The 22,922-nt window shown below is 57.7% G+C and carries 22 protein-coding genes; 20 read left to right on the top strand and 2 right to left on the bottom strand.

All coding sequences use genetic code 11. The features are described from left to right. Position 1 precedes the first annotated feature (1 nt). The 20 genes from yidC to AD666_RS06805 all read left to right on the top strand — a co-directional run bounded on the left by yidC (position 2) and on the right by AD666_RS06805 (position 21,499). Positions 2-1,684, top strand: coding sequence for a membrane protein insertase YidC (yidC, locus tag AD666_RS06900; RefSeq protein WP_053149247.1), 1,683 nt, complete (start codon positions 2-4; stop codon positions 1,682-1,684). Between the two features lie 79 nt (positions 1,685-1,763). Further along, positions 1,764-3,134, top strand: coding sequence for a tRNA uridine-5-carboxymethylaminomethyl(34) synthesis GTPase MnmE (mnmE, locus tag AD666_RS06895; RefSeq protein WP_053149244.1), 1,371 nt, complete (start codon positions 1,764-1,766; stop codon positions 3,132-3,134). Between the two features lie 539 nt (positions 3,135-3,673). Next, the gene (mnmG, locus tag AD666_RS06890; protein ID WP_053149241.1) at positions 3,674-5,572 is read left to right on the top strand and encodes a tRNA uridine-5-carboxymethylaminomethyl(34) synthesis enzyme MnmG; all 1,899 of its coding nucleotides are present in this window, start codon (positions 3,674-3,676) and stop codon (positions 5,570-5,572) included. Between the two features lie 5 nt (positions 5,573-5,577). Then, complete coding sequence (gene rsmG, locus AD666_RS06885; protein WP_172679604.1) at positions 5,578-6,213, top strand: 16S rRNA (guanine(527)-N(7))-methyltransferase RsmG; 636 nt, start codon at positions 5,578-5,580, stop codon at positions 6,211-6,213. An 18-nt stretch (positions 6,214-6,231) separates the two neighbouring features. Beyond that, positions 6,232-7,029 carry a ParA family protein gene (locus tag AD666_RS06880; protein WP_024777783.1) on the top strand — a complete coding sequence of 266 codons (798 nt, stop codon included), beginning with the start codon at positions 6,232-6,234 and terminating at the stop codon, positions 7,027-7,029. Positions 7,030-7,038: 9 nt separating this feature from the next. Continuing rightward, entirely contained in the window at positions 7,039-7,911 is an 873-nt protein-coding gene (locus AD666_RS06875) for a ParB/RepB/Spo0J family partition protein (RefSeq protein WP_053149233.1), read from the top strand. Between the two features lie 148 nt (positions 7,912-8,059). Then, on the top strand, positions 8,060-8,467 hold the full coding sequence (locus AD666_RS06870; protein WP_053149230.1) for a F0F1 ATP synthase subunit I: 408 nt from the start codon (positions 8,060-8,062) through the stop codon (positions 8,465-8,467). Between the two features lie 16 nt (positions 8,468-8,483). After that, entirely contained in the window at positions 8,484-9,353 is an 870-nt protein-coding gene (gene atpB, locus AD666_RS06865) for a F0F1 ATP synthase subunit A (RefSeq protein WP_053149227.1), read from the top strand. A 134-nt stretch (positions 9,354-9,487) separates the two neighbouring features. Beyond that, positions 9,488-9,745: a F0F1 ATP synthase subunit C gene (gene atpE / locus AD666_RS06860; protein WP_003097235.1), complete on the top strand. Its 258-nt coding sequence runs from the start codon at positions 9,488-9,490 to the stop codon at positions 9,743-9,745. Between the two features lie 58 nt (positions 9,746-9,803). Next, on the top strand, positions 9,804-10,277 hold the full coding sequence (locus AD666_RS06855; RefSeq protein WP_053149224.1) for a F0F1 ATP synthase subunit B: 474 nt from the start codon (positions 9,804-9,806) through the stop codon (positions 10,275-10,277). Positions 10,278-10,289: 12 nt separating this feature from the next. After that, entirely contained in the window at positions 10,290-10,826 is a 537-nt protein-coding gene (locus tag AD666_RS06850; protein WP_053149221.1) for a F0F1 ATP synthase subunit delta, read from the top strand. 21 nt (positions 10,827-10,847) lie between these two features. Then, the gene (gene atpA / locus AD666_RS06845; RefSeq protein ID WP_053149218.1) at positions 10,848-12,392 is read left to right on the top strand and encodes a F0F1 ATP synthase subunit alpha; all 1,545 of its coding nucleotides are present in this window, start codon (positions 10,848-10,850) and stop codon (positions 12,390-12,392) included. A gap of 50 nt (positions 12,393-12,442) precedes the next feature. Further along, a complete protein-coding gene (gene atpG, locus AD666_RS06840; RefSeq protein WP_030139034.1) occupies positions 12,443-13,303 on the top strand; it encodes a F0F1 ATP synthase subunit gamma in 861 nt (286 codons plus the stop codon). Positions 13,304-13,330: 27 nt separating this feature from the next. Next, positions 13,331-14,707: a F0F1 ATP synthase subunit beta gene (atpD, locus tag AD666_RS06835; protein ID WP_053149215.1), complete on the top strand. Its 1,377-nt coding sequence runs from the start codon at positions 13,331-13,333 to the stop codon at positions 14,705-14,707. Between the two features lie 45 nt (positions 14,708-14,752). Further along, on the top strand, positions 14,753-15,178 hold the full coding sequence (locus tag AD666_RS06830; protein WP_024777790.1) for a F0F1 ATP synthase subunit epsilon: 426 nt from the start codon (positions 14,753-14,755) through the stop codon (positions 15,176-15,178). Positions 15,179-15,293: 115 nt separating this feature from the next. Continuing rightward, positions 15,294-16,661, top strand: a complete 1,368-nt coding sequence (gene glmU / locus AD666_RS06825; protein ID WP_053149212.1) for a bifunctional UDP-N-acetylglucosamine diphosphorylase/glucosamine-1-phosphate N-acetyltransferase GlmU — start codon at positions 15,294-15,296, stop codon at positions 16,659-16,661. Between the two features lie 211 nt (positions 16,662-16,872). Then, a complete protein-coding gene (locus tag AD666_RS06820; protein WP_053149209.1) occupies positions 16,873-17,649 on the top strand; it encodes a DeoR/GlpR family DNA-binding transcription regulator in 777 nt (258 codons plus the stop codon). 1 nt (position 17,650) lies between these two features. After that, the gene (glmS, locus tag AD666_RS06815; protein WP_053149206.1) at positions 17,651-19,483 is read left to right on the top strand and encodes a glutamine--fructose-6-phosphate transaminase (isomerizing); all 1,833 of its coding nucleotides are present in this window, start codon (positions 17,651-17,653) and stop codon (positions 19,481-19,483) included. Positions 19,484-19,791: 308 nt separating this feature from the next. Then, positions 19,792-20,250: a helix-turn-helix domain-containing protein gene (locus AD666_RS06810; protein ID WP_053149204.1), complete on the top strand. Its 459-nt coding sequence runs from the start codon at positions 19,792-19,794 to the stop codon at positions 20,248-20,250. Next, positions 20,243-21,499 (top strand): type II toxin-antitoxin system HipA family toxin, encoded by a 1,257-nt coding sequence (locus AD666_RS06805; RefSeq protein ID WP_053149201.1) that lies wholly within the window; start codon positions 20,243-20,245, stop codon positions 21,497-21,499. Before AD666_RS06810 ends, AD666_RS06805 begins: the two co-directional genes overlap by 8 nt. A gap of 3 nt (positions 21,500-21,502) precedes the next feature. Here AD666_RS06805 and AD666_RS06800 read toward each other — a convergent pair whose 3' ends face one another. Beyond that, positions 21,503-22,210, bottom strand: coding sequence for an NUDIX hydrolase (locus tag AD666_RS06800; protein ID WP_053149197.1), 708 nt, complete (start codon positions 22,208-22,210; stop codon positions 21,503-21,505). A gap of 1 nt (position 22,211) precedes the next feature. Further along, positions 22,212-22,757, bottom strand: a complete 546-nt coding sequence (locus AD666_RS06795) for an adenylyltransferase/cytidyltransferase family protein (RefSeq protein WP_053149194.1) — start codon at positions 22,755-22,757, stop codon at positions 22,212-22,214. Positions 22,758-22,922 lie beyond the last annotated feature (165 nt).

Here is a 22,922-nt window from a genome sequence, read left to right as displayed (position 1 = left end):
CATGGATATCAAACGCACGATCCTGATCGTCGCCCTGGCAATCGTGTCTTACGTCATGGTTCTTAAATGGAACCAGGACTATGGCCAGGCTGCCCTGCCGACTCAGAATGTTGCAGCCAGCAATACCGCACCGAGCCTGCCGGACACCGCTTCCGGCAACAACGCTGCCAGCAGTGATGACATACCGCGCGCGGCAAGCGAAACCAGCGCCCCTGCCGAAGCTCCCGTGGCTGCAAGCAAAGACCTCATTCAGGTCAAGACGGACGTGCTCGAGCTGGCAATCGATCCACAAGGTGGTGACATCGCACAGTTGAAGCTGCCGCTTTATCCACGTCGTCAGGATCATCCGGAAATCCCGTTCCAGTTGTTCGATAACGGCAACGAGCGGACTTATCTGGCCCAGAGTGGCCTGATCGGCACCAACGGCCCGGATGCAAACCCGGCCGGTCGTCCGGTTTACTCCGCCGAGAAGAAGACTTATCAACTGGCTGATGGTCAGGACCAATTGGTTGTCGACCTGAAATTCAGCAAGGACGGCGTCAACTACATCAAGCGTTTCACTCTGAAACGTGGCCTGTATGACGTGACTGTTTCCTACCTGGTCGACAACCAGAGCGCCCAACCGTGGTCTGGCGCTATGTTCGCGCAACTGAAACGCGACGCCAGCGATGATCCTTCTTCCAGCACCGCCACCGGTACCGCGACTTATCTGGGTGCTGCCCTGTGGACAAGTTCGGAGCCGTACAAGAAAGTGTCCATGAAGGACATGGACAAGGCGCAGCTCAAGGAAACCGTTCAAGGTGGCTGGGTTGCCTGGCTGCAGCATTATTTCGTAACCGCCTGGATTCCACAGAAGGGCGAAACAAATATTGTCCAAACGCGTAAGGACAGCAGGGGCAACTACATCGTCGGCTACACCGGCCCGGCATTGAGCGCGGCGCCTGGGGCGAAGGTCGAAACCAGTGCCATTCTGTACGCCGGTCCGAAAAGCCAGGCCGTATTGAAAGAGTTGTCCCCAGGTCTGGAACTGACGGTGGACTACGGTTTCCTGTGGTTCATTGCCCAGCCTATCTTCTGGCTGTTGCAACATATCCACAGCATCGTCGGTAACTGGGGCTGGTCGATCATTTTCCTGACCATGCTGATCAAGGGAATCTTCTTCCCATTGTCGGCCGCCAGCTATAAATCGATGGCTCGCATGCGCGCAGTGGCTCCGAAACTGGCCGCTCTGAAAGAGCAACATGGCGACGATCGTCAGAAAATGTCCCAGGCCATGATGGAGCTGTACAAGAAAGAGAAGATCAACCCGCTGGGTGGATGCTTGCCGATTCTCGTACAAATGCCTGTATTCCTGGCGCTGTACTGGGTTCTGCTGGAAAGCGTGGAAATGCGTCAGGCGCCGTTCATGCTGTGGATTACCGACCTGTCGATCAAGGATCCATTCTTCATCCTGCCGATCATCATGGGCGCCACCATGTTCATCCAGCAGCAGTTGAACCCGACGCCTCCGGACCCGATGCAAGCGAAGGTCATGAAAATGATGCCGATCATCTTCACCTTCTTCTTCCTGTGGTTCCCGGCAGGTCTGGTGCTGTACTGGGTTGTGAACAACGTGTTGTCCATTACTCAACAGTGGTACATCACGCGTAAGATCGAATCGGCTACGAAAAAAGCCGAGGCGTAACTTGCATTGTGGATAACCACACAAAACGCCCCCTCGTGGGGCGTTTTGCTATCTGTCACTTTTGTCTGGATACAGGTTTATGAGCGCACCTCGTGAAACCATCGCCGCCGTTGCCACTGCCCAGGGACGAGGTGGAGTCGGCATCGTCCGTATCTCAGGGCCTTTGGCCAGTGTCGCAGCCAAAGCCATCAGTGGACGTGAGCTCAAGCCGCGGTTCGCTCATTACGGACCGTTTTTCAGCGATGACCAACAAGTACTCGACGAAGGCCTTGCCTTGTATTTCCCTGGACCGAATTCCTTTACCGGAGAAGACGTCCTGGAGCTGCAAGGCCACGGCGGGCCTATCGTGCTGGATATGTTGCTCAAGCGCTGCCTGGAACTGGGCTGCCGCCTCGCCAGGCCGGGAGAATTCAGCGAACGAGCATTCCTCAACGACAAACTCGACCTGGCCCAGGCTGAAGCGATTGCCGACCTGATCGAAGCCAGTTCTGCACAGGCTGCGCGCAATGCCTTGCGTTCATTGCAGGGTGCCTTTTCACAGCGTGTGCATAACCTTACCGAGCAGTTGATCGGCCTGCGGATCTATGTCGAGGCGGCAATCGATTTTCCTGAGGAAGAAATCGACTTTCTTGCTGATGGCCATGTCCTCAACATGCTGGATAAGGTCCGTGAAGAATTATCCACAGTCTTGCGCGAGGCCGGGCAAGGCGCCTTATTGCGTGACGGCATGACGGTGGTGATTGCAGGACGACCGAATGCGGGAAAATCGAGCCTGCTTAACGCCCTGGCCGGTCGAGAGGCGGCGATCGTCACTGAGATTGCCGGCACGACTCGGGATATCTTGCGCGAACATATCCACATCGATGGCATGCCGCTGCACGTTGTGGATACCGCGGGACTTCGCGATACCGATGACCAGGTCGAAAAGATTGGGGTAGAACGTGCGCTGAGGGCCATTGGCGAGGCAGACCGTGTATTGCTGGTGGTCGACGCCACGGCACCGGAAGCGACCGATCCCTTCGCCTTGTGGCCCGAATTTCTCGAAGTCCGACCGGATCCGGCGAAAGTCACGTTGATTCGCAACAAGGCGGATCTGACAGGGGAGGCGATAGCGCTCGAAGTGAGTGACGATGGCCACGTCACCCTCAGCCTGAGTGCAAAGGCAGCAGGCGAAGGGCTGGAACTGCTACGGGAGCACCTCAAGGCCTGCATGGGCTATGAACAAACCTCGGAAAGCAGCTTCAGTGCCCGGCGCCGGCATCTCGAGGCCTTGCGTCATGCCAGCGCAGCCCTGGAACATGGACGTACCCAACTGACCTGCGCGGGCGCCGGGGAGTTGCTGGCTGAAGATCTGCGCCAAGCCCAACATTTCCTCGGTGAAATCACCGGGGCTTTCAGCTCCGATGACCTGCTCGGGCGGATCTTCTCCAGCTTCTGCATCGGCAAGTAATCCCTTCTTCAAAAAACCGGGCTGCGCGCCGAATTCTGTCGCGGCAGCCCGACCTCTCTTCTCATCCTCGATTGCCCTTCATGGCGGCTCGCCTGTGGTCGGATGCCATCCGGTCTGTGGATTAAGCTCTGTGAATAACTGCCGCTGAGCCCCGTTGATAACCCCCCTTAAAAACTGGATATAACGGCCTCTGTGGATAACAGGCATTTTCATCCACAGGCTTACACCGGTTATCCAACCCCTTCATTCGTAGATGACCACAGGGTTCAGGATCTCTGTACATCAGGTGAATAAAGGCTTATGTACGTTTATCCACAGATAGGGGCGGACGTAAGAATAAACATAAAAACAAAGATTTTATAAATTTCTCTCTTTTTTAATTTTTTAACCGCGAGTTCTCCACAGCTGGTTAAATTTTGTGCAAAGGGTTCTTTAGGAAGGGGGAAGTCCCTATACTTGCCGACCTGGTCCAGAAAACGCCCAGGCCAGACTCATAACCTATTTCCGAATTACCTGAATAAGCAGGCACGAGGTGCGTGGTGGATTTCCCTTCCCGTTTTGAAGTGATCGTCATCGGCGGCGGTCATGCCGGTACCGAGGCAGCACTTGCATCAGCACGCATGGGCGCAAAAACCCTGCTGTTGACGCATAACGTGGAAACCCTCGGCGCCATGAGCTGCAACCCTGCCATTGGTGGGATCGGTAAAAGCCACTTGGTCAAGGAGATCGACGCCCTCGGCGGTGCGATGGCCATGGCAACCGATAAGGGTGGTATCCAGTTTCGCGTATTGAACAGCCGCAAGGGTCCAGCCGTTCGCGCTACCCGCGCCCAGGCAGACCGGGTCCTGTACAAGGCTGCTGTCCGTGAAATCCTGGAAAACCAGCCGAACCTGTGGATATTTCAACAAGCGGCCGATGACCTGATTGTCGAGCAGGACCAGGTCCGGGGTGTCGTGACTCAAATGGGCCTGCGTTTCTTCGCCGATTCCGTTGTGTTGACCACCGGAACCTTCCTCGGTGGACTTATCCACATTGGGTTGCAGAATTATTCCGGCGGCCGTGCCGGCGATCCACCGTCCATCGCCCTGGCCCAGCGTCTGCGGGAATTACCCTTGCGTGTCGGTCGATTGAAAACCGGTACTCCGCCGCGCATCGACGGCCGTTCTGTGGATTTCTCGGTCATGACCGAGCAGCCGGGCGACACCCCGATCCCCGTGATGTCGTTCATGGGCAGCAAGGAACAGCATCCACGGCAAGTCAGTTGCTGGATCACCCATACCAATGCCCGCACCCATGAAATCATTGCGGCGAACCTCGATCGTTCGCCGATGTATTCCGCTGCCGGTGAAATCGAAGGCATCGGTCCGCGTTATTGCCCATCGATCGAAGACAAGATCCATCGCTTTGCCGACAAGGAAAGCCACCAGGTCTTCATCGAGCCCGAAGGCCTGACGACCCACGAGCTGTACCCGAACGGAATCTCAACTTCCCTGCCGTTCGATGTGCAATTGCAGATCGTGCAATCGATTCGCGGCATGGAAAACGCTCACATCGTTCGCCCGGGCTACGCCATCGAGTACGACTACTTCGATCCGCGTGACCTGAAGTACAGCCTGGAAACCAAGGTCATTGGCGGCCTGTTCTTCGCCGGGCAAATCAATGGCACCACCGGTTACGAAGAGGCCGGCGCCCAAGGGTTGTTGGCCGGTGCCAACGCGGCACTGCGCGCCCAGGGCAAGGACAGCTGGTGCCCACGCCGCGATGAGGCATACATCGGTGTGTTGGTGGACGACCTGATTACCCTGGGTACCCAGGAACCGTATCGGATGTTCACATCCCGCGCCGAATATCGCCTGATCCTTCGCGAAGACAACGCCGACCTGCGCCTGACCGAGAAAGGTCGTGAGCTGGGGCTGGTAGATGATGTGCGTTGGGCGGCGTACTGCAAGAAACGTGAAAGCATCGAACTGGAAGAGCAGCGCCTGAAAAGCACCTGGGTTCGTCCCGGTACCGAGCAGGGCGATGCCATCGCGGCGAAATTCGGCACGCCGCTGACCCACGAGTACAACTTGCTCAACCTCTTGAGCCGCCCGGAAATCGATTATGTCGGGTTGGTGGAAGTGACCGGCCAGGGAGCGGAAGATCCACAAGTGGCCGAACAGGTCGAGATCAAAACCAAGTACGCCGGTTACATCGACCGTCAGCAAGACGAAATCGCCCGTCTGCGCGCCAGTGAAGACACCAAGCTGCCTGTGGATATCGATTACACCGGCATTTCCGGGTTGTCGAAGGAAATCCAGAGCAAGCTCGGTGCAACCCGTCCGGAAACCCTGGGCCAGGCCTCGCGCATTCCCGGCGTTACGCCAGCGGCGATTTCCCTGTTGATGATTCATTTGAAAAAACGCGGCGCGGGCCGTCAGTTGGAGCAAAGCGCTTGAGTTCGATGGTCACCTCGCAACACGCCGAAGAGTTATCCACAGGTGCCCGCCAGCTCGGGGTCAGCCTGAGCGAAGCCCAGCATGCACAACTGCTGGGTTATCTGGCGCTGTTGATCAAATGGAATAAGGCGTACAACCTGACCGCAGTCCGTGATCCGGACGAAATGGTTTCGCGCCACCTGCTCGACAGCCTCAGCGTGATGTCATTCATCGAAAACGGTCGCTGGCTCGATGTAGGCAGCGGTGGAGGCATGCCGGGTATCCCGTTGGCGATCCTGTTTCCGGACGCGCAAGTCACCTGCCTGGACAGCAACGGCAAGAAGACCCGCTTCCTGACCCAGGTCAAACTCGAACTCAAATTGGATAACCTGCAAGTTATCCACAGTCGCGTAGAAGCGTTCCAGCCTGCACAACCTTTCAACGGGATCATTTCCCGTGCATTCAGCAGTATGGAGAACTTCAGCAACTGGACTCGCCACCTGGGCGACGCCAATACGCGATGGCTGGCAATGAAGGGCGTCCATCCGGCCGATGAGCTGGTAGCATTGCCGGCAGATTTTCACCTCGATAGCGAACACGCCCTGGCCGTACCCGGTTGCCAAGGCCAACGCCATCTGCTGATACTGCGCCGCACGGCATGATTGGGAATACAAGCAAGAATGGCTAAGGTATTCGCGATAGCGAACCAGAAAGGTGGTGTGGGCAAGACCACCACCTGCATCAACCTCGCAGCATCCCTGGTCGCGACCAAGCGCCGGGTGCTGTTGATCGATCTTGATCCACAGGGCAACGCCACCATGGGCAGCGGTGTGGATAAACATGGCCTGGAAAACTCCATCTACGACGTTCTGATCGGTGAATGCGATCTGGGCCAGGCCATGCATTTCTCCGAGCATGGCGGTTATCAACTGCTGCCGGCCAACCGTGACCTGACGGCCGCCGAAGTGGTACTGCTGGAAATGCAGATGAAGGAAAGCCGTCTGCGCAGTGCTTTGGCGCCGATCCGGGAAAACTACGACTACATCCTGATCGACTGCCCGCCGTCGTTGTCGATGCTCACCTTGAATGCCCTGGTGGCCGCCGATGGGGTCATTATCCCCATGCAGTGCGAGTACTTCGCCCTGGAAGGGTTGAGCGACCTTGTGGATAACATCAAGCGCATTTCCGAGTTGCTGAACCCTGACCTGAAAGTCGAAGGCCTGTTGCGCACCATGTACGACCCGCGCCTGAGCCTGATGAACGACGTGTCGGTCCAGCTCAAGGAGCATTTCGGCGAGCAACTCTACGACACGGTCATTCCGCGTAACATCCGTCTGGCCGAAGCGCCGAGCTACGGCATGCCGGCCCTGGCCTACGACAAACAATCCCGTGGTGCGCTGGCCTACCTGGCCCTGGCGGGCGAGATGGTTCGCCGTCAGCGCCGTAACCCACGCACCGCTGCCGCCCAGCCAACTTAAGGAAACCCCATGGCCGTCAAGAAACGTGGTCTCGGACGTGGACTGGACGCGCTGCTCAGCGGTCCCACCGTCAGTGCGCTGGAAGAACAGGCCGTGCGGGCCGACCAGCGCGAGCTGCAGCATCTGCCGCTGGACCTGATCCAGCGGGGCAAATACCAGCCGCGCCGGGACATGGATCCGCAGGCGTTGGAAGAGCTGGCTCAGTCGATCAGGAACCAGGGCGTAATGCAGCCGATTGTGGTGCGTCCCATCGGCAGCGGTCGTTTCGAGATCATTGCCGGCGAACGCCGCTGGCGCGCCAGCCAGCAGGCCGGTCAGGAAACCATTCCGGCAATGGTGCGCGATGTGCCGGATGAAACTGCCATTGCCATGGCGCTGATCGAGAACATCCAGCGCGAAGACCTCAACCCGATCGAGGAGGCGGTGGCCCTGCAGCGGTTGCAGCAGGAGTTCCAGCTGACTCAGCAGCAGGTTGCCGAGGCGGTGGGCAAGTCTCGCGTGACCGTGGCCAACCTGTTGCGTTTGATTGCGTTGCCGGAAGTCATCAAGACCATGCTGTCCCATGGCGATCTGGAAATGGGTCATGCCCGGGCCTTGCTCGGTTTGCCGGAAAATCAACAGGTTGAAGGGGCGCGACATGTTGTCGCACGAGGTCTTACCGTGCGCCAGACTGAGGCACTGGTTCGGCAATGGCTCAATGGTAAGCCGGCTCCTGTCGAAGCCCCCAAACCCGACCCGGATATCGCTCGTCTGGAACAGCGCCTGGCCGAGCGCCTGGGCTCTGCGGTGCAGATTCGCCACGGCAAGAAGGGCAAGGGGCAGTTGGTGATCGGCTATAACTCCCTCGATGAGTTGCAAGGAGTCCTTGCACACATTCGCTGAAACAATTGCTCTTGTAGCGCGCAGTCGGAAATCACTACCCAGCAGTTGAATAGGGGCAGAACCGCCCCTATACTCTGCGCGCATTTTGTCGGCACAAATTATGCCAAGTTATTGATTTCAGGCAGCCGACCCTTGGAGAGCAAAAGCGATGGAAACCCGCACGCCAAACCGCTTGCCGTTCCATCGTCTGGCAGTTTTCCCGGTCTTGATGGCCCAGTTCGTCGTTGTACTGATCGCCACCTTGGCGCTCTGGCAATGGAAGGGAGTCGTCGCCGGATACTCAGGTCTTTGCGGAGGCCTGATAGCCTTGCTTCCCAATATTTACTTTGCTCACAGGGCATTTCGGTTTTCCGGCGCCCGAGCAGCCCAGGCTATCGTCCGGTCTTTTTATGCCGGCGAGGCGGGGAAACTGATTTTGACGGCAGTGCTCTTTGCACTGACGTTCGCAGGTGTGAAGCCACTGGCGCCGCTGGCTGTATTCGGCGTGTTCGTGCTGACCCAACTGGTCAGCTGGTTCGCTCCCCTGCTAATGAGAACAAGACTTTCGAGACCTTAGGGCGTTTGAGGCAACCATGGCAGAGACAACCGCTTCGGGCTATATCCAGCACCACTTGCAGAACCTGACCTTCGGTCAGCTACCCAACGGCGGCTGGGGCTTTGCCCACTCCGCAGCAGAAGCCAAGGAGATGGGTTTCTGGGCTTTCCACGTCGATACCCTCGGCTGGTCGATCGCATTGGGCCTGATTTTCGTTTTCCTGTTCCGCATGGCGGCGAAAAAGGCGACTTCGGGTCAGCCCGGCGCCTTGCAGAACTTCGTTGAGGTCCTGGTCGAGTTCGTCGACGGCAGCGTGAAGGACAGCTTCCACGGTCGTAGCCCGGTAATCGCGCCGCTGGCACTGACCATCTTCGTCTGGGTGTTCCTGATGAACGCCATCGACCTGATCCCGGTCGACTGGATTCCTCAACTGGCCATCCTGATCTCCGGCGACGACCACATTCCGTTCCGCGCCGTGTCGACCACCGACCCGAACGCGACCCTGGGCATGGCGTTCTCGGTTTTCGCACTGATCATTTTCTACAGCATCAAGGTCAAGGGCATCGGCGGCTTCATCGGCGAGCTGACCCTGCATCCGTTCGGCAGCAAGAACATCCTCGTTCAGGCCCTGCTGATCCCGGTGAACTTCCTGCTGGAATTCGTGACCCTGATCGCCAAGCCAATCTCTCTGGCCCTGCGTCTGTTCGGCAACATGTATGCCGGCGAGCTGGTGTTCATCCTGATCGCTGTGATGTTCGGCAGCGGCCTGCTCTGGCTCAGCGGCCTGGGCGTAGCGCTGCAGTGGGCGTGGGCTGTGTTCCACATCCTGATCATCACCCTGCAGGCGTTCATCTTCATGATGCTGACCATCGTCTACCTGTCGATGGCGCACGAAGAAAACCATTAAGGCCAGTCTCGACTAGTCTGATGTCCTTCCCGGTCAAACGGGAGGGGGCCCGAACAGGCCACGATGAAACGATTTGTTTTACCGCTTTAAATTAAAAAAACCTAAACCATACGACGTAAAAGTCGGGAGGAAAGATGGAAACTGTAGTTGGTCTAACCGCTATCGCTGTTGCACTGTTGATCGGCCTGGGCGCACTGGGTACCGCAATTGGTTTCGGCCTGCTGGGCGGCAAGTTCCTGGAAGGCGCTGCGCGTCAGCCAGAAATGGTTCCAATGCTGCAAGTCAAAATGTTCATCGTTGCCGGTCTGCTCGACGCCGTAACCATGATCGGTGTTGGTATCGCTCTGTTCTTCACCTTTGCGAACCCGTTCGTTGGTCAGATCGCTGGCTAATTACTCGGATTTTTCGAGTAGTTTGATGTGATGGACAACGTAACTGCGAGGTGTTGGCGTGAACATTAATGCGACCCTGATTGGCCAGTCCGTTGCGTTCCTGATTTTTGTATTGTTCTGCATGAAGTTCGTATGGCCTCCGGTCATTGCGGCGCTGCACGAACGTCAAAAGAAGATCGCAGATGGTCTGGACGCTGCCAGCCGTGCAGCTCGCGACCTGGAGTTGGCCCAAGAGAAAGTGGGTCAGCAACTGCGCGAAGCGAAAGCCCAGGCAGCTGAAATCATCGAGCAAGCCAAGAAACGCGGTACCCAGATTGTCGATGAAGCCCGTGAACAGGCTCGCGTCGAAGCTGACCGTGTGAAGGCTCAGGCTCAAGCCGAGATCGAACAGGAACTCAACAGTGTCAAAGACGCCCTGCGTGCCCAAGTGGGTAGCCTGGCCGTTGGCGGTGCTTCGAAGATCCTGGGTGCCACAATCGATCAAAACGCGCACGCAGAGCTGGTTGATAAACTGGCTGCTGAAATCATCTAAGCGAGGGCGATCATGGCAGAACTGACCACGTTGGCCCGACCTTACGCTAAGGCGGCCTTCGAGCACGCTCAGGCCCACCAGCAACTGGCCAATTGGTCAGCCATGCTCGGCCTGGCAGCAGCGGTGTCGAAAGATGACACCATGCAGCGCGTGCTCAAGGCCCCGCGACTGACGAGCGCAGAAAAGGCCGCCACGTTCATTGACGTGTGCGGCGACAAGTTCGATGCCAAGGCACAGAATTTCATCCACGTCGTTGCCGAAAACGACCGTCTCCCGCTTCTGCCGGAGATCGCCGCCCTGTTCGAGCTGTACAAGGCCGAGCAGGAAAAGTCGGTAGACGTGGAAGTGACCAGTGCTTTCGCATTGAACCAAGAACAGCAAGACAAACTCGCCAAGGTTCTCAGTGCACGACTCAACCGGGAAGTGCGTCTGGACGTTACGGAAGACCCTGCCTTGATTGGTGGTGTCGTCATCCGCGCCGGTGACCTGGTTATCGATGGCTCGATTCGCGGCAAACTCGCGAAACTTGCCGAAGCATTGAAATCTTGAGTTTGAAGGGGCAGCAGAGCAATGCAGCAACTCAATCCTTCCGAAATAAGTGAAATTATCAAGGGCCGCATCGAAAAGCTCGATGTGACCTCCCAAGCCCGTAACGAAGGCACTGTCGTCAGCGTATCTGACGGCATCGTGCGGATTCACGGTCTGGCCGACGTCATGTACGGCGAGATGATCGAGTTTCCGGGCGGCGTCTACGGTATGGCCCTCAACCTGGAGCAAGACTCCGTAGGTGCCGTTGTACTGGGTGCCTACACGACTCTGGCAGAAGGCATGAGCGCCAAGTGCACCGGCCGCATCCTTGAAGTTCCGGTAGGTAAGGAACTGCTGGGTCGCGTAGTCGACGCACTGGGTAACCCTGTTGACGGCAAAGGTCCGCTGAACAACACCGAGACTGACGCGGTCGAGAAAGTTGCTCCAGGCGTGATCTGGCGTAAGTCGGTAGACCAGCCTGTACAGACTGGCTACAAGGCTGTCGACGCCATGATCCCTGTCGGCCGTGGCCAGCGTGAGCTGATCATCGGTGACCGCCAGATCGGTAAGACCGCCCTGGCGATCGACGCGATCATCAACCAGAAGAACAGCGGTATCTTCTGCGTATACGTGGCAATCGGTCAGAAGCAATCGACCATCGCCAACGTGGTTCGCAAGCTGGAAGAGAACGGTGCCCTGGCTAACACCATCATCGTTGCCGCCAGTGCTTCCGAATCGGCTGCGCTGCAGTTCCTGGCACCGTACTCCGGTTGCACCATGGGCGAATTCTTCCGCGACCGCGGTGAAGACGCGCTGATCGTTTATGACGATCTGTCCAAGCAAGCAGTGGCTTACCGCCAGATTTCCCTGCTGCTGCGCCGTCCGCCAGGACGTGAAGCCTACCCAGGTGACGTGTTCTATCTCCACTCCCGTCTGCTGGAGCGCGCATCCCGCGTTTCGGAAGAGTACGTCGAGAAGTTCACCAACGGTGCTGTCACTGGCAAGACCGGTTCCCTGACCGCCCTGCCAATCATCGAAACCCAGGCTGGCGACGTTTCCGCGTTCGTTCCGACCAACGTGATTTCCATCACCGACGGTCAGATCTTCCTGGAATCGGCCATGTTCAACTCGGGCATCCGTCCTGCTGTGAACGCCGGTGTTTCGGTATCCCGTGTGGGTGGTGCCGCTCAGACCAAGATCATCAAGAAGCTGTCCGGTGGTATCCGTACCGCCCTGGCCCAGTACCGTGAACTGGCGGCATTCGCCCAGTTCGCTTCTGACCTGGACGAAGCGACCCGTAAGCAACTTGAGCATGGTCAGCGCGTTACCGAGCTGATGAAGCAGAAGCAATACGCACCGATGTCGATCGCTGACATGGCGCTGTCGCTGTATGCCGCTGAGCGTGGGTTCCTGACTGACATTGAAATCGCCAAGATCGGCAGCTTCGAACAAGCGCTGATCGCTTTCTTCAACCGCGATCACGCCGATTTGATGGCCAAGATCAACGTGAAGGGTGACTTCAATGACGAAATCGACGCAGGCCTCAAAGCCGGTATCGAGAAGTTCAAGGCCACCCAAACCTGGTAAGCCGCAGCGGGAGCCGCAAGGCTCCCGCTTGCTAACCTGATAGGTGTTACATGGCAGGCGCAAAAGAGATTCGCAGTAAGATTGCGAGCATCAAAAGCACGCAAAAGATTACCAGCGCCATGGAAAAAGTGGCGGTCAGCAAAATGCGCAAGGCACAAATGCGCATGGCTGCTAGCCGTCCTTATGCGGAGCGCATCCGCCAGGTGATTGGTCATCTGGCCAACGCCAACCCGGAATATCGCCACCCGTTCATGATCGACCGCGCCGTCAAGCGCGTCGGTTACGTTGTGGTGAGCAGTGACCGTGGTCTGTGCGGCGGCTTGAACACCAACCTGTTCAAGGCCCTGGTCAAGGACATGGCGGTAAACCGCGAACAAGGCGTCGAGATCGATCTGTGTGTGGTAGGTAGCAAGGGTGCGGCTTTCTTCCGCAACTTCGGCGGTAACGTCGTTGCCGCTATCAGCCACCTGGGTGAAGAACCGTCGATCAATGACCTGATCGGCAGCGTCAAGGTGATGCTGGATGCTTACCTGGAAGGCCGGATCGACCGTCTGTCCGTGGTATCCAACAAGTTCATCAACACCATGACGCAGCAGCCAACCGTGGAGCAGTTGATTCCACTGGTGGCGACCCCGGAACAGGAACTCAAGCACCACTGGGACTATCTCTACGAACCCGATGCCAAGGAGCTGCTTGACGGCTTGATGGTCCGCTACGTGGAGTCGCAGGTGTACCAGGCGGTGGTCGAGAACAACGCAGCCGAGCAGGCCGCGCGGATGATCGCGATGAAGAACGCTACCGACAACGCCGGTGATTTGATCAGCGATTTGCAGCTGATCTACAACAAGGCGCGTCAGGCTGCGATCACCCAAGAGATCTCGGAAATCGTCGGCGGCGCTGCCGCGGTTTAACGGTTCAAATATTCAGAGGATCCAGCTATGAGTAGCGGACGTATCGTTCAAATCATCGGCGCCGTTATCGACGTGGAATTTCCACGCGACAGCGTACCGAGCATCTACGACGCCTTGAAGGTTCAGGGCGCCGAAACCACTCTGGAAGTTCAGCAACAGCTGGGCGACGGCGTGGTTCGTACCATTGCGATGGGCTCCACCGAGGGCTTGAAGCGCGGTCTGGACGTCAACAACACTGGCGCAGCCATCTCCGTACCGGTCGGTAAAGCGACCCTGGGCCGGATCATGGACGTACTGGGCAACCCGATCGACGAAGCTGGCCCGATCGGCGAAGAAGAGCGTTGGGGCATTCACCGTCCTGCGCCGTCCTTCGCTGAGCAAGCTGGCGGCAACGATCTGCTGGAAACCGGCATCAAGGTTATCGACCTGGTTTGCCCGTTCGCCAAGGGTGGTAAAGTCGGTCTGTTCGGTGGTGCCGGTGTAGGCAAGACCGTAAACATGATGGAACTGATCCGTAACATCGCCATCGAGCACAGCGGTTATTCCGTGTTCGCCGGTGTGGGTGAGCGTACTCGTGAGGGTAACGACTTCTACCACGAGATGAAGGATTCCAACGTTCTGGACAAAGTGGCACTGGTTTACGGCCAGATGAACGAGCCGCCGGGAAACCGTCTGCGCGTAGCCCTGACCGGCCTGACCATGGCCGAGAAGTTCCGTGACGAAGGTAACGACGTTCTGCTGTTCGTCGACAACATCTACCGTTACACCCTGGCCGGTACCGAAGTATCCGCACTGCTGGGCCGTATGCCTTCGGCAGTAGGCTACCAGCCGACCCTGGCTGAAGAGATGGGCGTGCTGCAAGAGCGCATCACTTCGACCAAGCAAGGCTCGATCACCTCGATCCAGGCCGTATACGTGCCTGCGGACGACTTGACTGACCCGTCGCCAGCAACCACCTTCGCCCACTTGGACGCCACCGTCGTTCTGTCCCGTGACATCGCTTCCCTGGGTATCTACCCAGCGGTAGACCCACTGGACTCGACTTCCCGTCAGCTGGATCCGAACGTGATCGGCAACGAGCACTACGAGACCGCTCGTGGCGTTCAGTACGTGCTGCAGCGCTACAAAGAGCTGAAGGACATCATCGCGATCCTGGGTATGGATGAGCTGTCGGAAACCGACAAGCAGTTGGTTGCCCGCGCTCGTAAGATCCAGCGCTTCTTGTCGCAGCCGTTCTTCGTGGCTGAAGTCTTCACCGGTGCTTCGGGTAAATACGTTTCCCTGAAAGACACTATTGCTGGCTTCAAAGGCATCCTCAACGGTGACTACGACCACCTGCCAGAACAAGCGTTCTACATGGTCGGTGGCATCGAAGAAGCGATCGAGAAAGCCAAGAAACTGTAATCCCGGCGCCCGGCAACGGGCGCTAATTTAGGTTGAGGCAATCAGATGGCTATGACAGTCCATTGCGATATCGTCAGTGCGGAAGGGGAAATCTTCTCCGGTCTGGTCGAGTTTGTGGTTGCGCATGGTGAGCTGGGTGATCTTGGTATCGCTCTGGGCCACGCACCGCTGATCACCAGCTTGAAGCCAGGTCCGATTAGTCTGACCAAGCAGGGCGGGGAAAAGGAGGTGTTCTACATCTCCGGTGGTTTCCTCGAGGTTCAGCCGAACATGGTCAAGGTCCTTGCCGACACCGTGCAACGTGCTGCCGACCTGGACGAAGCCTCCGCTCAGGAAGCCGTCAAGGCTGCCGAGAAGGCACTGCACGAAAAAGGCGCAGACTTCGACTACGGTTCTGCTGCTGCACGTCTGGCCGAGGCTGCAGCCCAGCTGCGCACCGTCCAGCAGATCCGCAAGAAGTTCGGCGGTTAAGCCGTCAGCTTTCTGTGCGATTGATTAAAAAGGGTAGCCTCGGCTACCCTTTTTTCTTTTCCCGACACTCATCATCTGGTCACAGCCGCTGACCACCCAGGATTGGTAGCCAGTCATGTCTCTCGAAATCGTTATTCTCGCGGCCGGTCAAGGCACCCGCATGCGCTCGGCGCTGCCCAAGGTCCTGCACCCGGTCGCTGGCAACTCCATGCTGGGTCATGTTATCCACAGCGCCCGCCAGCTCAATCCACAGCGCATTCATGTGGTCATTGGCCATGGCGCCGACGCAGTACGTGAACGTCTGGCGGCGGACGATCTGAATTTTGTCCTGCAGGACAAACAACTGGGAACCGGCCATGCGGTGGCTCAGGCCGTGCCTTTCATCAGTGCCGACACGGTGCTGATTCTTTATGGCGACGTGCCGTTGATCGAAGTCGACACGTTACAACGCCTGCTCAAGCACGCTGCGCCAGAACAGCTGGGTCTGCTGACCGTCGAGCTGGATGACCCCACTGGTTACGGCCGCATCGTGCGTAACGCCGACGGCCAGGTGACGGCCATCGTCGAGCAAAAAGATGCCAGCGAAGCCCAACGCGCCATCACCGAAGGCAACACCGGAATTCTCGCTGTACCAGCCGCACGCTTGGGTGACTGGATGAGTCGTCTGTCCAACAACAATGCCCAAGGCGAGTATTACCTGACGGATGTGATTGCCATGGCCGTCGCGGACGGGCTGGTGGTGGCCACCGAACAACCCTTGGACGCAATGGAAGTGCAGGGCGCCAATGATCGTCGGCAACTGGCCGATCTGGAGCGCCACTATCAGCTGCGTGCTGCCCATCGCTTGATGGCACAGGGTGTGACTCTGCGCGATCCGGCCCGTTTCGATATACGGGGTGAAGTCAGTGTGGGCCGCGATGTGGTGATCGATATCAATGTCATCCTTGAAGGAAAGGTGGTGATCGAGGATGACGTCATCATCGGTCCGAACTGCGTGATCAAGGACAGTACGCTGCGCAAGGGCGCGGTGATCAAGGCCAACACCCACCTCGAAGGCGCGATCATGGGAGAAGGCAGTGACGCCGGCCCGTTTGCTCGTCTGCGTCCCGGTTCCGTGCTGGAAGCCCGTGCCCATGTGGGTAACTTTGTAGAGTTGAAAAATGCTCACCTGGGCGAAGGCGCCAAGGCCGGGCACCTGACCTATCTGGGCGACGCCGAGGTCGGCGCTCGCACCAACATCGGTGCTGGCACCATCACGTGTAATTACGATGGCGCCAACAAATGGAAGACTGTGTTGGGCGAGGATGTATTCATCGGCTCCAACAACTCTTTGGTAGCCCCTGTGGATATCTCCAACGGTGCAACCACCGCGGCCGGTTCGACCATCACGCAGAATGTGGATAACTTGCAATTGGCCGTAGGGCGTGCCCGGCAGAAGAATATCGACGGCTGGAAGCGTCCGGTGAAAATCAAGAAGACCTAAGTTATCCACAATCTCCCCCTGTGGGAGCGGGCTTGCTCGCGAGACGTTGGCACATTCGAAGTGAATGCAGGCTGACCCACCGCTTTCATGAGCAAGCCCGCTCCCACCGTATCCAATCGTTTCTGAATTTTTCTCCCCTCGTCTTGACGAACCCTTTTTAATAGGTTTTGATTGCTTACGTTATCTTTCGAATCGAAACTTATAAAACACCATGTCGAAGCGCAACACTCCTCAACGCCGCCACAGTATCCTTGCGTTGCTCCAAGAGCAGGGCGAGGTCAGCGTGGATGAATTGGCCAAGCGCTTCGAAACCTCGGAAGTTACGATTCGCAAGGATCTTGCCGCGCTGGAAACCAATGGCCTGTTATTGCGTCGCTACGGTGGTGCTGTACCGATGCCCCAGGAGCTGGTGGCCGATAATGGGCATACAGTCTCTAAATACAAACAGGCCATTGCCCGGGCCGCTGTGAAGCGGATCCGCGAACATGCGCGGATCATCATCGACAGCGGCAGTACCACTGCGGCCATGATTCCCGAACTGGGCTTGCAGCCGGGGTTGGTGGTGATGACCAATTCCCTGCATGTGGCCAGCGCCTTGAACGAGCTGGAGCATGAGCCGGTGCTGCTGATGACCGGCGGCACTTGGGACCCTCATTCCGAATCGTTCCAGGGGCAGGTTGCCGAGCAAGTCCTGCGTTCCTATGACTTCGACCAGTTGTTCATCGGTGCCGACGGCATCGATCTGGTTCGTGGTACCACCACCTTCAACGAACTGCTGGGCCTGAGCCGTGTGATGGCTGAGGTTGCCCGCGAAGTGATCGTGATGGTGGAGGCTGACAAGGTCGGCCGAAAGATCCCCAATCTGGAACTGCCGTGGAGCAGCGTCCATACCCTTATTACCGATGATCGTCTGCCCGTGGAGGCACGCGACCAGATTCAGGCCCGTGGTATCCATGTGATCTGCGCGTCTGTCAGCCAGGAGAAATAACATGTGTGGAATCGTTGGCGCCGTCGCTGAACGCAACATCACCGCCATCCTGCTCGAAGGTCTCAAGCGCCTGGAATACCGCGGCTACGACAGTGCCGGTGTAGCGGTGTTCACCAACGACGAGAAACTCGAGCGCATGCGCCGTCCCGGCAAGGTCAGCGAGCTGGAGCAGGCGTTGGATGCCGAGCCGTTGATCGGCCGCCTGGGTATCGCCCACACCCGCTGGGCCACTCATGGTGCGCCCTGCGAGCGTAACGCCCATCCGCATTTCTCCGGCGACCTGGCGGTGGTGCACAACGGCATCATCGAAAACCACGAAGCCCTGCGCGAACGGCTGAAGGCCTTGGACTATGTGTTCACCTCGGACACCGACACTGAAGTCATCGCTCATTTGCTCAACCATAAGCTCAAGGAGCTGGGAGACCTGACCGTAGCCCTCAAGGCCACCGTCAAGGAATTGCACGGTGCCTACGGCCTGGCGGTAATCAGCGCGAAACAACCGGATCGTGTGGTAGCGGCCCGTAGCGGCAGCCCGTTGGTCATCGGCCTGGGCCTGGGTGAGAATTTCCTGGCTTCCGATCAGTTGGCGCTGCGTCAGGTCACCGACCGCTTCATGTATCTGGAGGAGGGCGATATCGCCGATATCCGCCGTGACAGCGTGCAGATCTGGGATCTGGATGGTAAAGCCGTCGAGCGCGAAACCGTGCAGTACCGCGACGGTGCCGAAGCGGCTGACAAGGGCGAGTTCCGCCACTTCATGCTCAAGGAAATTCACGAGCAACCGGCCGTCGTGCAGCGCACGCTGGAAGGGCGCATGAGCCAGAACCAGGTGCTGGTCCAGGCATTCGGCCCGCAGGCGGCCGAGCTGTTTGCCAAGGTTCGTAATGTACAGATTGTCGCCTGCGGCACCAGTTATCACGCTGGCATGGTGGCTCGTTACTGGCTGGAAGAGCTGGCCGGTATCCCTTGCCAGGTCGAAGTGGCCAGTGAGTTCCGCTACCGCAAGGTGGTGGTGCAGCCGGACACCCTGTTCGTCACGATTTCACAATCCGGCGAAACCGCCGACACCCTGGCGGCGCTGCGTAATGCCAAGGAACTGGGTTTCCTGGCCAGCCTGGCGATCTGCAACGTCGGCATCAGTTCGCTGGTGCGTGAATCCGACCTGACGCTGTTGACCCAGGCCGGCCGCGAAATCGGCGTGGCTTCGACCAAGGCATTCACCACGCAACTGGTGGGCCTGCTGTTGCTGACCCTGTCCCTGGGTCAGGTGCGCGGCACGCTGGGCGAAGGCGTCGAGGCCAAGCTGGTGGAAGAACTGCGTCGCCTGCCGGCCCGCCTGGGCGAAGCCCTGGCCATGGACAGCACCGTGGAAAAGATCGCCGAGCTGTTCGCCGAGAAGAACCACACCCTGTTCCTCGGGCGTGGCGCGCAATTCCCGGTGGCGATGGAAGGGGCCTTAAAGCTCAAGGAAATCTCCTACATCCACGCCGAGGCCTATCCGGCCGGTGAACTCAAGCACGGCCCGCTGGCGCTTGTGGACAACGACATGCCGGTGGTTACCGTAGCGCCGAACAACGAACTGCTGGAGAAGCTCAAGTCCAACCTGCAGGAAGTGCGCGCCCGTGGCGGCCAGTTGATCGTCTTCGCCGATGAAAAAGCCGGCATGACCAACGGCGAAGGCACTCATGTGGTGCACATGCCGCACATCCACGACATCCTCTCGCCGATCCTCTATACCCTTCCGCTGCAACTGCTGTCGTACTACGTGGCGGTGCTCAAGGGCACCGATGTGGACCAGCCGCGGAATCTGGCGAAGTCTGTGACGGTGGAGTGAGTCGTCTACCGAAAGCCAGGTTTCTTTGTAATCTACGTAATGAATGTTCGGGTTTAGCGCCGCTAAACCCGCTCATTCTTCCAAGACGCATCGTTCCTTACGCGTGGCTGGCCCTTCGCCAAATAGCTGAAGAATCCGACTCAACATCTGCGCTCATCTTGAGAAACCAAAATTTTATTTTGAAGGTATTTTTTCGATTTTTTTGAGAAGATGAAAAAATATTTTCCATTTTCTCGTTAGAAATCGATCTCAGGCATCTATGTGCTAGTATTTTTTCAAATTCTCAAGGAAATTGAAAAAATACTGCCATGCCCAAAAAAACAGCACCCCTCATGCCATCCGCTGAGCGGCTCCTGCGCCAGCTTGGCGAACGGATCGAGCTGGCTCGTAAGCGTCGTAAGATCACTGCGACGCAAATGGCTGCGCGTGCGGGGATGAGCGCCCCTACGTTGAGGGCGCTGGAAAGTGGCAGTCCTGCTGTGACCATAGGGGCTTACGTTTCGGTATTGGTAGCCTTGGGGTTGGAGAAGGACCTTGAATTGCTCGCACGCACGGATGAGTTAGGCCGTGATCTGCAAGACGCGCAGTTGAAAGGGCGTTCTACAGTCGAGCACATCAAGCCAAAGGCAGGGCTGCCTCAGGTTCATGGGGACAATTTGCTCAGCGTCTCAGCAAAAGAGAATAGTTCTGCATCGCCAACCGCTTACAGCCGAAGCCAGACAAGCTCTGAACTGGCCAAGAAGCTTTTAGGGGAAGACGATGCCTGAAAGGATTTTCGTCTACGCAGACTGGAATGAAACAGCACCCGTACTGCTTGGAACCCTTCATTCCCGCCGACTGGCAGGATCCGAGCGTATGGAGTTCGAGTACACCCGGGCTGTTCTTCAAACCATTCACACTCAGATTGCCATCGACCCTCGGATTCAGCCTTACGAAGGGCGGCAATATCCAGCGAGAAATTGCTTTGGGTGCGTATCGGACTCCTCGCCTGATCGATGGGGGCGACTGCTGATGGATCGTCGCTTGGAGCGGGATAAAAGAGCAGGAGTCGTACCGCAGGACGCACGGCTGTTTGACTCGGACTATCTCATCGGGGTTCACGACGCCTACCGGGTAGGGGGACTGCGTTTCAAAGTCGAGGAAGAAGGAGCGTTCCTTGATGACCATGTGGAGCATGCCGCTCCACCGATGGCTCGCATGCGTGAGCTTGAAGAGGCTTCGCGTCGATTTGAAGCTGGAGAGGATCGGGGGGCTCAGGGTCAGGACTGGATTCGAATGCTCATTGCTCCAGGGGGCTCTCTGGGTGGAGCGAGGCCCAAGGCAAGCGTAGTTGATGACGATCACGCTCTCTGGATAGGAAAATTTCCCAGTAATAGAGACACCCACGACGTGGGCGGCTGGGAGATGGTCGTGAACACATTGGCCCAAGGCTGTGGGCTATATGTGGCTGAAGGAAAAGCGCAACGCTACGCGAGTGAGTACCACTGCTTCATGGTGAAGCGCTTTGACAGAACAGCAAGGGGGGGCCGACTTCACTTCGCTTCAGCGATGACCCTGACGGACCACCAGGATGGCGATGGGCATGAGACAGGGGCCAGTTATCTGGAGATTGCAGAAGTATTGGTAAGGGAGGGAGCCGCTGCCGACGTAGATCTTCCCGAGCTTTGGCGAAGAATTGTTTTCAACATGCTGGTTTCGAATACTGACGATCATCTACGAAACCATGGCTTTCTATTGGAGCCAGGGCGCGGTTGGCGTCTTTCGCCTGCGTATGACATGAACCCGGTCCCTGGTGACACTGGCTTGAGGCTCAACGTTTCAGAGGCCGATAACGCCATAGACCTTGATTTGGCAATGAGCGTGGCCGGCTACTTCCGCGTCTCTGCTGACGATGCCAGACAAACCATCCAAAGGTTCCAGGGCGTCGTCGGAAAATGGCCCAGGGTCGCGCGCTATCTGGGCATCTCAAGCAATGAGCAGGAGCGGATGGCGCCAGCATTTGCGCTTGCTCGCTAAGCGCTACTCCAGAAAACACCGATCAAAAAGATAAACGCTGCCCGGCTTGAGGTTTTCCACTGTGCTTTGCGGTCGACCGCCGTCGCCGCTTATCTTGCGGCCGGTTTCCCGCAAGTATCCTGCCTCGGTCATTTTCAGCAAACGCTGGCGGATGCTGGTCTTGAGCACCGGGCGGTCGAGTACGATGGAGAAAACACTCACGGCTTGAGGCGCGCTGAATTCTGGTCCCAGGAACATGAGCGGCAGGCTGCTGTAGAGGGCTTTGGATAACAATCGCTCGTGGACAGCCGCTACCAGGCTGTTATGGTCGAAAGGCAGTTTTATCGAGCCGCTGGCGACGCCTTTGAGTGGGAAAAAACCCTGGTGCTCGGCGAGCTGGACCGCCTCGCTGACAATCGCCAGGTAGAACGTTGAGGACGACCAGCAGCGCGGATCGCGGAAGGCGTCGCCGACGGTGCCGACCTGTTCGATCCAGGCCAGCGGCATGCCCACTTTGCTTGAGCTGCGTAGGCGCTCCACGGCGTCGTTCAGCGTGAGATCCTCTACGCCCCCGTTGACCACGATCCCCGGCAGTGCCCAGTGACCGGCGAACGGCTCGGCTTCCCGCCGGTTCAGGAGAATTTCCAGCGCCTGGGTTTCCCGGCAGAAGCGCAGCACACAGAGGTCGATGGTGTGCAAATAATCGCGCGTGTGGGCTGTGGGATTTGGCATATCAGGTTCCGTGGGCAGCATAAAGGTCATAGTTTAACGGGTTCATGCCGGGCGCCATCCAATGGATGGGCAAAGGTTGGCCCAGGGCCAATCGTTCGCGGACCAGTGTGCTGCGCACGTGAATCCTTTCCTCCACGCACAGGATGGAAAACCGCTCCAGCAACGCCTGGCCGCGATAGAACGTCGGTAACAGATCCGCGACGTCCTCACCTACCACCAACGCTATCCGCTTGCCGTCCAGGGCCAGGCTGTCGGCAAGGTGGGCGAGCAGCGTGTAGCTGTAGATGGGGCCTTCAACGCCGCGTGCCACGACTTGCTCCACCCGGCTGGCGCGCACTTCGGCGCGGCACAGTGGCTGGATGTTATCCACAACCGATTCCAGCCAGTTCAGACGAACTTCGTAGTCGATCATTTGCTTGCCGTAGGGGTGCCTGAAACTCGGGGCCACCAACACGCGCCTGGCGTGACGTGAGGCTTCGATCATCACCTGGGCGTGGCCGGCGTGAGGTGGGTTGAAGGCACCGCCATACAGCGCTATCTCAAACATGGATTCAATCTCTATTTGTACACGACATGTACTCTAGCATTGTCTTTAGCTCATTACGCAAGCTTCCACATGGAATGAAAACCCAGTTGAGTTAAATAAAATTTCTTTTCAGAGTGGCTTGCCATGAAAGTACATGTCATGTACTTTTCGAGCCGTGAAGAGGAG

The sequence above is a fragment of the Pseudomonas sp. Pf153 genome, from assembly GCF_001269775.1.
In the GTDB taxonomy this organism is placed as follows: Bacteria; Pseudomonadota; Gammaproteobacteria; order Pseudomonadales; family Pseudomonadaceae; genus Aquipseudomonas; species Aquipseudomonas uvaldensis.
The sequence above is the reverse complement of the archived record's forward strand: the minus strand, read 5'-3'. Positions and strand labels throughout refer to the sequence as shown.